The sequence below is a fragment of the Pseudomonas sp. WC1 genome, from assembly GCF_050586565.1.
Taxonomy (GTDB): Bacteria; Pseudomonadota; Gammaproteobacteria; order Pseudomonadales; family Pseudomonadaceae; genus Aquipseudomonas.
The window spans coordinates 1-13,679 of record NZ_JBOBDQ010000095.1 but is presented as its reverse complement, the minus strand read 5'-3'; the positions used below and the strand labels follow the sequence as shown (position 1 = coordinate 13,679).

The 13,679-nt window shown below is 63.3% G+C and carries 11 protein-coding genes; 3 read left to right on the top strand and 8 right to left on the bottom strand.

Annotated elements, in window-relative coordinates:
- The first annotated feature begins 95 nt into the window (after positions 1–95).
- The gene (locus tag ACQ4OD_RS25800; RefSeq protein ID WP_102684596.1) at positions 96–1,436 is read left to right on the top strand and encodes a hemolysin family protein; all 1,341 of its coding nucleotides are present in this window, start codon (positions 96–98) and stop codon (positions 1,434–1,436) included.
- A gap of 50 nt (positions 1,437–1,486) precedes the next feature.
- Here ACQ4OD_RS25800 and ACQ4OD_RS25795 read toward each other — a convergent pair whose 3' ends face one another.
- The 8 genes from ACQ4OD_RS25795 to ACQ4OD_RS25760 all read right to left on the bottom strand — a co-directional run bounded on the left by ACQ4OD_RS25795 (position 1,487) and on the right by ACQ4OD_RS25760 (position 11,936).
- Positions 1,487–2,386, bottom strand: coding sequence for a peptidoglycan DD-metalloendopeptidase family protein (locus tag ACQ4OD_RS25795; RefSeq protein ID WP_430945178.1), 900 nt, complete (start codon positions 2,384–2,386; stop codon positions 1,487–1,489).
- 151 nt (positions 2,387–2,537) lie between these two features.
- A complete protein-coding gene (locus ACQ4OD_RS25790; RefSeq protein ID WP_430945177.1) occupies positions 2,538–3,449 on the bottom strand; it encodes a response regulator in 912 nt (303 codons plus the stop codon).
- A 162-nt stretch (positions 3,450–3,611) separates the two neighbouring features.
- Positions 3,612–4,382, bottom strand: a complete 771-nt coding sequence (phoU, locus tag ACQ4OD_RS25785) for a phosphate signaling complex protein PhoU (protein ID WP_023630537.1) — start codon at positions 4,380–4,382, stop codon at positions 3,612–3,614.
- Positions 4,383–4,455: 73 nt separating this feature from the next.
- Positions 4,456–5,289, bottom strand: a complete 834-nt coding sequence (gene pstB, locus ACQ4OD_RS25780; protein WP_031315066.1) for a phosphate ABC transporter ATP-binding protein PstB — start codon at positions 5,287–5,289, stop codon at positions 4,456–4,458.
- A 72-nt stretch (positions 5,290–5,361) separates the two neighbouring features.
- Complete coding sequence (pstA, locus tag ACQ4OD_RS25775; protein WP_038707069.1) at positions 5,362–7,032, bottom strand: phosphate ABC transporter permease PstA; 1,671 nt, start codon at positions 7,030–7,032, stop codon at positions 5,362–5,364.
- A 17-nt stretch (positions 7,033–7,049) separates the two neighbouring features.
- Positions 7,050–9,338, bottom strand: a complete 2,289-nt coding sequence (locus ACQ4OD_RS25770; protein WP_102684599.1) for an ABC transporter permease subunit — start codon at positions 9,336–9,338, stop codon at positions 7,050–7,052.
- 143 nt (positions 9,339–9,481) lie between these two features.
- Positions 9,482–10,480 (bottom strand): phosphate ABC transporter substrate-binding protein PstS, encoded by a 999-nt coding sequence (locus tag ACQ4OD_RS25765; protein WP_102684600.1) that lies wholly within the window; start codon positions 10,478–10,480, stop codon positions 9,482–9,484.
- A gap of 166 nt (positions 10,481–10,646) precedes the next feature.
- Positions 10,647–11,936, bottom strand: a complete 1,290-nt coding sequence (locus tag ACQ4OD_RS25760) for an MFS transporter (RefSeq protein WP_102684601.1) — start codon at positions 11,934–11,936, stop codon at positions 10,647–10,649.
- Between the two features lie 362 nt (positions 11,937–12,298).
- Here ACQ4OD_RS25760 and ACQ4OD_RS25755 point away from each other — a divergent pair, with 362 nt between their 5' ends.
- Positions 12,299–12,697 (top strand): acyl-CoA thioesterase, encoded by a 399-nt coding sequence (locus ACQ4OD_RS25755; RefSeq protein WP_003253317.1) that lies wholly within the window; start codon positions 12,299–12,301, stop codon positions 12,695–12,697.
- 73 nt (positions 12,698–12,770) lie between these two features.
- On the top strand, positions 12,771–13,667 hold the full coding sequence (locus ACQ4OD_RS25750; RefSeq protein WP_430945176.1) for a D-hexose-6-phosphate mutarotase: 897 nt from the start codon (positions 12,771–12,773) through the stop codon (positions 13,665–13,667).
- Positions 13,668–13,679: the final 12 nt, after the last annotated feature.

Genomic DNA, 13,679 nt, shown 5'->3' with positions numbered 1-13,679 from the left:
TTGCAGCCTCAGCCGCTACATTGGATCCCCTGTGCCAGCAAACGCTGGCACTTTTTTTCTTACATTTCAGCAGACGGACCCCGTAAAACCCCATCATGGACCCTTCCCCTGGTATCAGCCTCACCTCGTTGTTCGCCGATTTCGGCATGATTCTCTTTGCCTTGTTCCTGGTGCTGCTCAACGGCTTCTTCGTGGCTGCCGAGTTCGCCATGGTCAAGCTGCGCTCCACCCGCGTCGAATCCATCGCCGAGCTGCATGGCTGGCGTGGCAGCATCCTGCGCAAGGTGCACAACCAGCTCGACGCCTACCTCTCGGCCTGCCAGCTGGGCATCACCCTCGCCTCCCTGGGCCTGGGCTGGGTCGGCGAGCCGGCGTTCGCCCACCTGCTCGAGCCGCTGCTGGCTTATGTCGGCGTGGACAGCCCGGAGCTGATCAAGGCGATCTCTTTCTTCGTCGCCTTCTTCGTGATCTCCTACCTGCACATCGTGGTCGGCGAGCTGGCCCCCAAGTCGTGGGCGATCCGCAAGCCCGAGCTGCTGTCGCTGTGGACCGCCGTGCCGCTGTACCTGTTCTACTGGGCGATGTACCCGGCGATCTACCTGCTCAACGCCAGCGCCAACACCATCCTGCGCATCGCCGGTCAAGGCGAGCCCGGGCCGCACCACGAGCACCACTACAGCCGCGAGGAGCTCAAGCTGATCCTGCACTCCAGCCGTGGCCAGGACCCAAGCGACCAAGGCATGCGCGTACTGGCCTCGGCCGTGGAGATGGGCGAGCTGGAGGTGGTCGACTGGGCCAACTCGCGCGAGGACATGGTCAGCATCGATGCCCATGCGCCGCTGAAGGAAATCCTCGCCCTGCTGCGCCGTCACAAGTTCAGTCGCTACCCGGTATATGACGCCGAGCGCGAGGAATTCACCGGCCTGCTGCACATCAAGGACCTGCTGCTGGAGCTGGCAGAGCTCGACCACTTGCCGCAAACCATCGACCTTGCAGACCTCGCCCGCCCGCTGGAACGGGTATCCCGGCACATGCCGCTGTCCCAGCTGCTGGAGCAGTTCCGCAAGGGTGGCGCGCACTTCGTGCTGGTCGAGGAAGCCGACGGCAAAGTGATCGGCTACCTGACCATGGAAGACGTGCTGGAAGTGCTGGTGGGCGATATCCAGGACGAACACCGCAAGACCGAGCGCGGCATCCTCGCTTACCAGCCGGGCAAGTTGCTGGTGCGCGGTGATACGCCGCTGTTCAAGGTGGAGCGCTTGCTGGGTATCGACCTGGACCACATCGAGGCGGAAACCCTCGCCGGGCTGATCTACGAGACGCTTAAGCGCGTGCCCGAGGAAGAGGAAGTGCTGGAAGTCGAAGGCCTGCGCATCATCATCAAGAAGATGAAAGGGCCTAAGATCGTGCTGGCCAAGGTGCTCAAGCTCGATTGACCTGAGAGCCCGCGCCTACATTTGTGGGAGCGGGCTTGCCTCGCGATGCGTCATGGATTCCCTGCGGTAAAGTCCGGCAGTCCACCGATTGGCCGGTCGAACTGATACGGGATCGACTCCAGCGCCAGCCCCACATTGCGCTGCACCACAAAATGCAGGTGCGGCCCGCTGCTGTTGCCGGTATTGCCCGATTTAGCCAGCGCCTGCCCCTGGGCCACACGCTGCCCCTCGCCCACCACCACCGAGCCGCGCATCAGGTGCAGGTAAACGCCCATGGTGCCGTCCGGGTGCAGGATCCTGACGAAATTGCCCGCCGGATTGTTGCCCCGCCCGCTCTGGTTGTTCTCGATCTTCACCACCACCCCGCCACGTGCCGCGATGATCGGTGTGCCTTCGGGCATGGCGATATCCATGGCGTAGCGGCCCTTGGGCCCGAAGTGGCTGAAGCGGCCGTTGGGGCCCTGGCTCAGGCGGAACGGCCCACCCTTCCAGGGAAACGGATAACGGTAGCCCTGCGGGCGCTGGCCCGGGTCTCCCATGGCGTAGCGAAACTTGGTGTCGTACTTGAGGCGAGCCCCTTGGCGAGCCTGCACCACGCTGAGGATCAGGTTCGAGCGCGGCGGTACTAGGCGCCGGACGATGCGCAAGGCGTTACCGCCCTGGGCATTGGCCAGGCGCTCCACACGCAGTTCAACTTCCATCGGCACGAACAGCTCGTTGCGCGCGACAAAACGCACGCCACCGGCGAAATCCTCGGTCTTCAGCCGCACCTGGCCGTCCAGGCGCTCGACCATGGGTTCGCGGAAGACGAAAACCTTGGCGCCCACGCTGGGCCGGTCGGAATAGGAAACCACGCCATAGGTATCGGTGGTCTTGTAGATGGTCATGGCCAGGCTCGACGCCGAGGCCGTGAGCAAGGCACAGAACAGCAGCAGTCGGGAAGGCGGCATGATGGTGGCTTTTTGACAGTGGTGTTCTGTCGAAGCCTAGCAGCCGGATTTGAGAGGGATATGACAGTTGGTCGGGATGCTGGAGGTGTAACGTGGGAGGGGGCAAGCCCGCTCCCACAACATCCGCTCCGACGCGATGCTCAAGCGCTCATCAAGCGCCAGGCGTGAAATGCTTCTGCGCCGTGCCGCGGGCGATCAGCCGCGACAGGTAGTCGAGTTTCTGCGCATCCTGGTCGACGAACTTGAAGGTCAGCTGCAGCCAGTCGCTCTCAGGCTTGGGCTCCATCGCCGCAATGGCGTGCAGGTAGCCGTTCAGGCGCGCGGTTTCGGCATTCTCGCCTTGCTCCAGGTCCAGCACCGCGCCTTCGAGCACCTGTGGCAGGTTGGTGCCGCGGCGCACCACCAGCAGGGCTTCCTTGAGGCTCAGGGCCTTGATCATGCACGGCTGGGTTCCGCTGGACAGGCGCAGTTGGCCTTGACCACGACCAGCCTGGGCCGCCGCAGCGGCAGTCTTCGGCGTAGGGGCGTTGATCAGAGGCTTGGCCGCTGCTGCCACTGGCGCGGCGACGGGCGCGCTCACCTTAGCCGCCTCCGGGCGACCACCGGTCAGGGCGCTGAGCGAGTCATTGGCGAACGCCGAGTTGACCCGCGCCGGCGCGCTGGACATCAGGCTGTCGAGCTTGCCGATCTTGGTCAGCGACTTCTTCACCTTGGTCAGCAGCTGCTCGTTGGTGAACGGCTTGCCAACGAAATCGGAAACGCCGGCCTGGATAGCCTGGATCACGTTCTCCTTGTCACCACGGCTGGTCACCATGATGAACTGCATGGCCTTCATCTCTTCCTGCTGGCGGCACCAGGTCAGCAGTTCGAGGCCGGACATCTCCGGCATTTCCCAGTCGCACAGGACCAGGTCGAAACGTTCCTTGCTCAGCATGGCCATGGCCTTGCGACCGTTGACCGCGTCCTCGATCACCATGCCGGGGAAGGCATTGCGCAGGCACTTCCTTACCAGGTCGCGGATGAACGGGGCATCATCCACGACCAGCACATTCACTTTACTCATCGATACTCCTCTTGATCCCGGCTAGCATACCGCCGACTGATGGCCATTTGCCAAACCACTGGTCACGCCGGGACTTCTCACACGGTTCGCGGGTGCCTGCTGGTGCTCGACCGCAAACGAAAACGCCCGGCGGTTGCCGGGCGTTCATGCTCGGGAGCAATCCTATTTATCGTCCGGTTCGGCCGGAACATTAGCGATTTCGCCCTCATCGAACGCTTCGCCCTGCACCTCGGCCTTCATGCGCTTGAGGCCCATGTGCCGCACGTCGGTACCACGCACCAGGTAGATCACCAGCTCGGAGATGTTGCGTGCGTGATCGCCAATACGCTCCAGCGAACGCAGGGCCCAGATCACGCTCAACACGCGGGAGATCGAGCGCGGATCTTCCATCATGTAGGTGACCAGCTCACGCAGCGCTGTCTTGTACTCGCGGTCGATGGTCTTGTCGTACTGGGCCACCGACAGCGCCAGGTCGGCGTCGAAACGGGCGAAGGCGTCCAGCGCGTCGCGGACCATGTTGCGCACCTGGTCGCCGATGTGGCGCACCTCGACGTAGCCACGCGGCGACTCGCCTTCTTCGCACAGCTGGATGGCACGGCGGGCGATCTTGGTGGACTCGTCACCGATGCGCTCCAGGTCGATCACCGACTTGGAGATGCTGATGATCAGGCGCAGGTCGGAGGCCGCCGGCTGGCGACGGGCGAGAATGCGCACGCACTCCTCGTCGATGTTGCGCTCCATCTGGTTGATCTGTTCGTCGACCTCGCGCACCTGCTGCGCCAGGCCCGAGTCGGCCTCGATCAGCGCGGTGACGGCATCGTTCACCTGTTTCTCCACCAGCCCGCCCATGGCCAGCAGGTGGCTGCGCACCTCCTCGAGCTCGGCGTTGAACTGCTGGGAGATGTGGTGGGTAAGGCTTTCTTTGTTGATCATCGTTTCGCTCCGCGAAGCAGCTGCAGGCTTCAAGTCGTTCGTGTCGTTCCCTGGCGTTCCTACCTTGCCGGTCTTAGCCGTAGCGACCGGTGATGTAGTCTTCGGTCTGCTTCTTCGCCGGGTTGGTGAACAGGGTGTCGGTATCACCGAATTCGACCAGTTTGCCCATGTACATGAAGGCGGTGTAGTCCGAAACACGGGCCGCCTGCTGCATGTTGTGGGTCACGATGACGATGGTGTACTTGGATTTCAGTTCGTAGATCAGCTCTTCGACCTTCAGTGTCGAGATCGGGTCCAGTGCCGAGCACGGCTCGTCGAGCAACAGCACTTCCGGCTCAACGGCAATGGTACGGGCGATTACCAGACGCTGCTGCTGGCCACCTGACAGGCCCAGCGCCGACTCGTGCAGGCGGTCCTTGACCTCATCCCACAGGGCCGCGCCCTTCAGCGCCCACTCGACGGCCTCGTCGAGCACGCGCTTCTTGTTGATGCCCTGGATACGCAGGCCGTAGACCACGTTCTCGTAGATGGTCTTGGGGAACGGGTTGGGCTTCTGGAACACCATGCCCACGCGGCGACGCAGCTCGGCCACGTCCTCGCCCTTGCGGTAGATGTTGTTGCCGTACAGGTTGATGGCGCCTTCGACACGGCAGCCGTCGACCAGGTCGTTCATGCGGTTGAAGGTGCGCAGCAGCGTGGATTTGCCGCAGCCGGACGGGCCGATGAAGGCAGTCACGCGCTGCTTGGGGATGTTCATGCTGACGTCGAACAGCGCCTGCTTGTCGCCGTAGAACAGGGACAGGCCGGGTACTTCGATGGCCACGGTCTCTTCAGCCAGGCGCAGGCTCTGCTTGTCGCGGCCCAGGGCCGACATGTCGATGCCGTGGGCGTGGGATTCATGCTGCATGGTCAACTCCATACGCTATCAATTCGTTTCAAAGGGCCGCCCGGCATCCGGGCGGCGCGCTTGCAATCAGGATCAGTGGTCCAGGGCCTTGTACTTCTCGCGCAGGTGGTTACGGATCCACACCGCCGAGAGGTTGAGGGTGGCGATCACCAGCACCAGCAGCAGCGCGGTGGCGTACACCAGCGGCCGCGCGGCCTCAACGTTGGGGCTCTGGAAGCCGACGTCGTAGATGTGGAAGCCCAGGTGCATGATCTTCTGGTCCAGGTGCAGGTACGGGTAGTTGCCGTCCACCGGCAGCGATGGCGCCAGCTTCACCACACCCACCAGCATCAGCGGGGCCACTTCGCCGGCGGCGCGGGCCACGGCGAGGATCATGCCGGTCATCATGGCCGGGCTGGCCATCGGCAGGACGATCTTCCACAGGGTCTCGGCCTTGGTTGCGCCCAGGGCCAGCGAGCCCTCGCGCACGGTGCGCGGAATACGCGCCAGGCCTTCCTCGGTGGCCACGATCACCACCGGCACGGCCAGCAGCGCCAGGGTCAGCGAAGCCCACAGCAGGCCCGGCGTACCCAGCGTAGGTGCCGGCAGCGACTCGGGGAAGAACAGCCGGTCGATGGAGCCGCCCAGCACGTAGACGAAGAAGCCCAGGCCGAACACGCCGTAGACGATCGCCGGAACGCCGGCGAGGTTGTTCACGGCGATGCGGATCAGCCGGGTCACCGGGCCCTGCCTGGCGTATTCACGCAGGTAGACGGCAGCCAGCACGCCGAACGGGGTGACGATCACCGCCATGATCAGGGTCATCATCACGGTGCCGAAGATGGCCGGGAAGATACCGCCTTCGGTGTTGGCCTCACGCGGGTCGTCGCTGAGGAACTCCCACACCTTGGCGAAGTAGGCGCCCATCTTGGTAAAACCGGACATGGCGTTCGGCTGGATGGCGTGGACCACCTTGCTCAGGTTGATCTCCACTTCGCGGCCGTTGCCGTCGCGGGCTACCAGACTGTCGCGGGCGAACTCCTGGTGCAGGCCGTTGAGGCGCTCTTCGATGGCCTTGTAGCGGTTGTTCAGTTCGGCGCGCTCGGCGTCCATGTCGGCCTGTGCAGCGGCGTCGAGCTTGCCGTCCAGCTCCAGCTTGCGGCTGTGCAGGCGCAGGCGCTCCAGGCCGTGGTTGATGGCACCGATGTCCTTCTTCTCGAGCTTCACAAGCTGGTCGTTGAGTTGGCTGGCGCGCTTGAGGCGGGCCTGCAACTCGTTCCAGGCTTCCGGTCCCTGGGCGACCACACGGCCTTCTTCCTTGACGCTGACCAGATAGCCGTAGAAGTTGCCCCATTCGCGGCGCTCCAGGGCAATCAGGTCGGCAGGTTTCTGCTGGTCGACCAGCCACTCGCCGACCACCCAGGTGAAGTCGCTGCCATTGAGGTCGCGGTTGCCCACCTTGATCAGCTCGCGGGTCATGAACTCCGGGCCTTGGTCGGGCACCGGCAAGCCGGCACCCTTAAGGCGTTCCCGGGGCACTTCTTCCTTCTGCACCACTTCACCGATGACGATGTGGTCAGCCTGGCCCGGCACCTTGTAGGTGGCCTGGACCAGGTCGGCCGGCCAGAAGTGGCCCAGGCCGCGGACGGCGATCACGGCCAGCAGGCCGACGGTCATGATGACCGCCATGGCCACCGCGCCGCCACTGATCCAGACGCCGGGGGCGCCGCTCTTGAACCAGCCTTTGAGGGAATCCTTTTTCACGGATCTCTACCTTTCTATCAAAGCGACGAGTATTTCTTGCGCAGGCGCTGGCGAATCAGCTCGGCCAGGGTGTTCATCACGAAGGTGAACAACAGCAGCACGAGGGCGGCGAGGAACAGCACACGATAGTGGCTGCCGCCGACTTCCGATTCGGGCATTTCCACGGCCACGTTGGCGGCCAGGGTGCGCATGCCCTCGAACAGGTTCAGCTCCATCACCGGGGTGTTGCCGGTGGCCATCAGCACGATCATGGTCTCACCTACCGCACGGCCCATGCCGATCATCAGCGCCGAGAAGATGCCCGGGCTGGCGGTGAGGATGACCACGCGGGTCAAGGTCTGCCATGGCGTCGCGCCCAGGGCCAGCGAGCCCAGGGTCAGGCTGCGCGGCACGCTGAACACAGCGTCCTCGGCGATGGAGTAGATGTTCGGGATGACCGCGAAGCCCATGGCGATACCCACTACCAGGGCGTTGCGCTGGTCATAGGTGATGCCGAGGTCGTTGCTGATCCACAGGCGCATGTCGCCCTTGAAGAACCAGCTCTCGAGGAACGGACTCATGTACAGGGCAAACCAACCGATCACCAGGATCACCGGGATCAGGATCGCCGCTTCCCAGCCATCAGGGATGCGCAGGCGGATCGACTCCGGCAGGCGGCTCCAGCTGTAGCCGGCAAGCAGGATACCGATCGGCATGATCAGGAACAGGCTGAACACGCCCGGCAGGTGGCCTTCGAGATACGGCGCGAGGAACAGGCCGGCGAAGAAGCCGAGGATCACCGTCGGCATTGCTTCCATCAACTCGATCACCGGCTTGACCTTGCGGCGCATGCCCGGGGCCATGAAGTAGGCGGTGTAGATGGCGGCGGCGATGGCCAGCGGGGCAGCCAGGATCATCGCGTAGAACGCGGCCTTGAGCGTACCGAAGGTCAGCGGCGACAGGCTCAGCTTGGGTTCGAAGTCGGTGTTCGAGGCGGTCGACTGCCAGACGTACTTGGGCTCGTCGTAGTTCTCGTACCAGACCTTGCCCCACAGCGCGCTGAAGGAGACTTCCGGGTGCGGGTTCTTCAGGCTCAGCGGCAGCAGCTTGCCACCTTGCTCGATGATGATGCGATTGGCGCGCGGCGACAGGGCGAGGATGCCCGCGCCTTCGGCGACCGGCTCGACCAGCAGGGTGCGGTGCGCGGTGCTGTGGAACACGCCGAGCTTGCCTTCGCTATCCAGGGCGATGAAGCCCTTGCGGCGCTCCTCGGCGTCGATCTGCACCACCGGGGCCTTGCCCAGCTGGAAGCTGCGGATCAACTTGAAGCGCGACTCGCCATCGGGGTCGCGGGCCATGAACCACTGGCTCAGGCCACCCTTGGAGTCACCGAAGATCAGCGAGATGCCACCAACCAGCTGGGCGGTCGCGGTGATTTCGGCGTTGCCGTCCTCGAGCAGCTTGTAGCGGCCGTTGAGGCTCTTGTCGCGCAGGCTGAACACGTCGGCGGTGGCGCGGCCGTTGACCACGTACAGCCACTGCTGGCGCGGGTCGATGAAGATGTTCTTCACCACCTCGGTCATCTGCGGCAGTTCGATACGGTTCTGCTCGACAGTGACCTCGTCAGTCATCATGTTCTCGGTGCGCGACAGTTCGATCACCTGCAGGTGCGCACCGGTGGAACCGGCCAGCAACAAGGTGTCGCCGTTGACGTTGACGCTCACATGCTCCAGCGCGCGGCCTTGTTCATCCAGGGTGAACAGGTCCTGACCATAGGGGAAGTCGATGCCCGCCTCGATGGTCTTCTTGTTGTCCGGATAGGTGATCTTGTAGGTGTGGTGGAACACCAGCGCCTGGCCGTTGGACAGGCCCACCACCACCAGCGGGCTGCCCGGCTGGTCGGTGCTGATCGAGCTGACCTGGGCGCCGGCCGGCAGCGGCAGGTCGACGCGCTTCAGTTCGTTGCCGGTCTTGGTGTCGAAGAACAGGGCCTGGCCCTTGTCGGATACACGCATACCCACGAGGTTCTGTTCCTCGAGGGCGATCAACAGCGGTTTACCGGCGTCCTGCTGCAGCCAGGTCGGCTCCAGCGCCTTCTTGCTGGAAAGCGTGGCGCCCTGGAACAGCGGCAGCACCACATAGGCCAGGTAGAAGAAGATCAGCGTAATCGCCGCCAGCACGGCAAGCCCGCCCACCAGGACGTACCAGCGGGTCAGGCGATCCTTGAGGGCGCGCAGGCGGCGCTTGCGTTGCAACTCGGGCGTATTGAAGTCAATGCGCACGGGAGGAGAATTTTGGGTCATTGTGGAGTTGGCCAGATCATTCATGCGCACACCCTAGCGGTCCCGTATGACAAAAACATGACAGTGCAGTGACGCAAAAAAGCCCGCCGCGCAGGAGCCCTGGCTTCGGACTAAGGAATTCGTGGAAGAGGCCGGTATTATTAGTCACCGGCCTCAACCTCAATTACTTACTTCTTTGCAACGTTACCCGCGTGGGACAGGCCCAGGTCGGCCAGGGTCTTGTCGACCACTTTGGCTGGCAGCGGGATGTAGCCGTCCTTCACGACAACTTGCTGGCCGGCCTGCGACAGCACCAGCTTGACGAACTCGGCTTCCAGCGGGGCCAGAGGCTTGTTCGGCGCCTTGTTGACGTAGACGTAGAGGAAACGCGACAGCGGGTAGGTGCCGTTCAGGGCGTTGGCTTCGTTGTCTTCGACGAACGCGCCGCCTTCTTTCTTGGCCAAGGCAACGGTCTTGACGCTGGCGGTCTTGTAGCCGATGCCCGAGTAGCCGATGCCGTTCAGCGACGAGCTGATCGACTGCACTACCGAGGCCGAGCCAGGCTGTTCGTTGACGTTAGGCTTGAAGTCGCCTTTGCACAGGGCTTCTTCCTTGAAGTAGCCGTAGGTGCCCGATACCGAGTTGCGGCCGAACAGCTGGATTGGCTTGTTGGCCAGGTCGCCGGTCACACCGATGTCGCCCCAGGTCTTGACGTCAGCCTTGCCGCCGCACAGGCGGGTGGAGGAGAAGATAGCGTCAACCTGAGCCATGGTCAGGCCCTTGATCGGGTTGTCCTTGTGCACGAACACGGCCAGGGCGTCCACGGCAACCGGGATGGCGGTCGGCTTGTAGCCGTACTTCTGCTCGAACGCCTGCAGCTCGACGTCCTTCATCTTGCGGCTCATCGGGCCCAGGTTGGCGGTGCCTTCGGTCAGGGCGGGTGGCGCGGTCGAGGAACCGGCGGCCTGGATCTGGATGTTTACGTTCGGATATTCCTTCTTGTAGGCCTCGGCCCACAGGGTCATCAGGTTCGCGAGGGTGTCGGAACCGACGCTGGAGAGGTTGCCCGAAACACCGGTGGTCTTGGTGTAGGTCGGGATTGCAGGATCGACAGCGGCGACCGCATTGGCGGCAGCGACGCCAGCGGCGGCAAAGGTCAGGGCCGCCATCAAACGCTTCAGTTTCATGCCTTGCTCCTAGCAGGAATATCGTGGGTTGTGAGATGGAACGGGCCCAAGTATCTGCAGGCCGCATGAACACTCTATGACTCGAATGTGACAATTGGATGAAAGGCCATCACCGGTAACCGGGATGGCCTTTACAGGATGTTGCAGAGGGGATCTAGAGCGGGATTCAGCGTTTGCGTGCAAGCAGATAGATGCCCACCAACAGACCGACGGCGCACAGGCACGCCACATAGTAAGCCGGCGCCATAGGACTGAACTTCAGCAGCGCGGTCACCACCATCGGCGTCAGACCACCGAAGATCGCATAGGCCAGGTTGTAGGAGAACGACAGGCCACTGAAGCGCACCACCGGCGGGAAGGCCTTGACCATCACGTAAGGCACCGCGCCGACGATGCCCACGCACAGGCCGGTCAGGGCGTACAGCGGGAACAGCAGGTCAGGGCGGGTCGGCAGGCTGTGGTAGAAGGCCCAGGACGACGCCAGCAGCGCCAAGCTGCCGACGATGAACACGCGCCCGGCGCCGAAACGGTCGGCCAGGCTGCCAGCGCCGACGCAGCCCAGGCTGAGCAGCACGATGGCCAGGCTATTGGCCTTGAGCGAGTCGGTGGGGCTGACGTGGTAGAGGCTCTGCAGCAACGCCGGGGTCATGAGGATAATCACCACGATGCCGGCCGACAGCAGCCAGGTGAGCAGCATCGACAGGATGATCGCGCCGCGATGATCACGCAGCACCGCGCGCAGCGGCAGCTCTTCGGCCAGGGCCTTGCGCGCCTGCATTTCGGCGAAAACGGGGGTCTCATGCAACCAACGGCGCAGGTAGACCGCGAAGAAGCCGAACACCCCACCGAGCAGGAACGGGATACGCCAGGCGTAGTCCGCCACTTCCTCGGGGGTGTAGAGCGTATTGATCAGCGTTGCCACCAGCGAGCCAAGCAGGATGCCCGAGGTAAGGCCGGCGGTCAGCGTGCCGCAGGCATAGCCGGTGTTGCGCGCCGGCACGTGCTCGGAGACGAACACCCAGGCTCCTGGCACCTCGCCACCGATGGCCGCGCCCTGAATCACCCGCATCAGCAGCAGCAGGATCGGCGCCCACAGGCCAATCTGCGCATAGGTGGGCAACAGGCCCATCACCAGGGTCGGCACGGCCATCATGAAAATGCTCAGGGTGAACATCTTCTTGCGTCCGAGCAGGTCGCCAAAGTGGGCCATGACGATGCCGCCCAGTGGCCGGGCCAGGTAGCCGGCGGCGAAGATGCCGAAGGTCTGCATCAGGCGCAGCCATTCGGGCATGTCGGCGGGGAAGAACAGCTTGCCCACCACCGTGGCGAAGAACACGAAGATGATGAAGTCGTAAAACTCCAGTGCACCGCCCAGCGCGGACAGCGAGAGGGTCTTGTAGTCACTGCGGGACAACGGCCGGGACGGCTGCTCGATACTGCTCTGCACGGAGGTCATCGCTGTTCTTTCTCTTGTAGGTCTGCGGACCGCTTGGCATGCGGCTTCTGGATTGAGTAGTCGGCGAAGATAGCAAATTGCCGAGCCGCGCTCATAGCGGTACAAAATCCATACAGATATTCATGAATGTGCGGTCGTCGCTGGCTGTGCAGGTATATATACTGCCCGCTCGTAGGAAAAGGTTGCTTATCCTGAGGGATGCTGTGCGAAAACGTCGGTCATTGTTGTCAGACTGTTTCGCAGAGTTTCCCTGAGGCCGCCCCCTGAAGCGAAATCAGCGTAGTATGCGTGTTGCTGAATCGTTTTTACGGCGTCCGTTATTGCGCCACCAACGAAGCGTCACGGGTCAGAGGCCCCACGGCATGATTGAGCTCGAACAAGAAGATCCTATCCCGCAAGGCGACCTGGCCTTGCAGATCACCGCGCTGCCGCGCGAGACCAACGGTTTCGGCGATATCTTCGGCGGCTGGCTGGTCGCCCAGATGGACCTGGCCGGCACCGCCATGGCCAGCCGCGTCGCCGGAGGCCGAGTGGCCACGGTAGCCATCGACCGCATGGCGTTCCTGGTGCCGGTGGCGGTGGGCGCGCAGTTGTCCTTCTATACCCAGACCCTGGAAATCGGCCGCAGCTCGATCCAGATGATGGTCGAAGTGTGGAGCGACGACCCGCTGTCCAGCGAATGGCGCAAGGTCACCGAGGCAGTGTTCGTGTTCGTCGCCATCGATGGCAGTGGTCGCACCCGCTCCGTACCTCGTCGCTGAGCCTGGCGAGCGGTAAACTCATTGCACGTCACCGGGTCCAACGGCCTGACAGACAATCAATGAGACGAACGCAATGGCTAACTTCACGGTCGAGACCGAGCGGCACGGCGAACTCAACTGCTGGCGCATCACCAGCGATCATGCCGAACTACTGATTGCCCAACAGGGCGCCCAGGTCCTGAGCTATCAGCGCCTGGGTGAGCCACCGCTGCTGTGGCTGAGCGACCAGGCCATCTTCCGCCAGGGCAAGTCGGTGCGTGCCGGCGCACCCGTGTGCTGGCCGTGGTTCGGTATCTTCGAGCGCAATCCCGATTCGGTCAAAGCCATGTTCAAGGGCGAGCAGCCGCCCGCCCACGGCCTGGTGCGTGGCCGTGACTGGCAGTTGTTGCGCGCCGAGGAACACGGCGACCACCTGCAGTTCGAGTTCGAATTGCCCGAAGCCCAGGGTGAGCTGCCGGGTTGGCCTCATGACGTCCAACTCAAGCTCCTGGTAGAACTGGACGACCAGCTGAAGCTCACCCTCACCAGCTACAACCTCGGCAATACCGATGTCACCCTGAGCCAGGCGCTGCACAGCTACTTCGCCGTGAGCGATGTGCGCCAGGTGCAAGTGGAAGGCGTTGACGGGTTGGCCTACATCGAAACACTGGCCAACTGGGAACAGCGCAAACAACAGGGCAGCCTGGGTTTCGCCGGCGAGACTGATCGCATCTACCTGAACGCGCCTGAGCGACTGGCGATTGTCGATCCGCACTGGAACCGGCGCATCACCCTTACCGCTGGCGGCTCCCGCACCGCGGTAATCTGGAATCCCTGGACCGACCGCGCCCGCGACCTGCCGGACATGGCCGACGATGGCTGGCAGCGCATGCTGTGCATCGAGACGGCGAATGTGATGGATGACGTGGTGGTGCTCAAGCCAGGGGCGACTCATGCGATGAGCGTGGCGATCGGTAGCGAAGCGCTCTGACCCGATAGTTTC

Bases quoted from the DNA above. Each gene is read 5' to 3' on its own strand.
- ACQ4OD_RS25795 (WP_430945178.1), bottom strand. From the start codon at position 2,386: ATGCCGCCTTCCCGACTGCTGCTGTTCTGTGCCTTGCTCACGGCCTCG.
- ACQ4OD_RS25770 (WP_102684599.1), bottom strand. From the start codon at position 9,338: ATGAATGATCTGGCCAACTCCACAATGACCCAAAATTCTCCTCCCGTG.
- ACQ4OD_RS25765 (WP_102684600.1), bottom strand. From the start codon at position 10,480: ATGAAACTGAAGCGTTTGATGGCGGCCCTGACCTTTGCCGCCGCTGGC.
- ACQ4OD_RS25760 (WP_102684601.1), bottom strand. From the start codon at position 11,936: ATGACCTCCGTGCAGAGCAGTATCGAGCAGCCGTCCCGGCCGTTGTCC.
- ACQ4OD_RS25790 (WP_430945177.1), bottom strand. From the start codon at position 3,449: ATGAGTAAAGTGAATGTGCTGGTCGTGGATGATGCCCCGTTCATCCGC.
- pstB (WP_031315066.1), bottom strand. From the start codon at position 5,289: ATGCAGCATGAATCCCACGCCCACGGCATCGACATGTCGGCCCTGGGC.
- ACQ4OD_RS25755 (WP_003253317.1), top strand. From the start codon at position 12,299: ATGATTGAGCTCGAACAAGAAGATCCTATCCCGCAAGGCGACCTGGCC.
- ACQ4OD_RS25800 (WP_102684596.1), top strand. From the start codon at position 96: ATGGACCCTTCCCCTGGTATCAGCCTCACCTCGTTGTTCGCCGATTTC.
- phoU (WP_023630537.1), bottom strand. From the start codon at position 4,382: ATGATCAACAAAGAAAGCCTTACCCACCACATCTCCCAGCAGTTCAAC.
- ACQ4OD_RS25750 (WP_430945176.1), top strand. From the start codon at position 12,771: ATGGCTAACTTCACGGTCGAGACCGAGCGGCACGGCGAACTCAACTGC.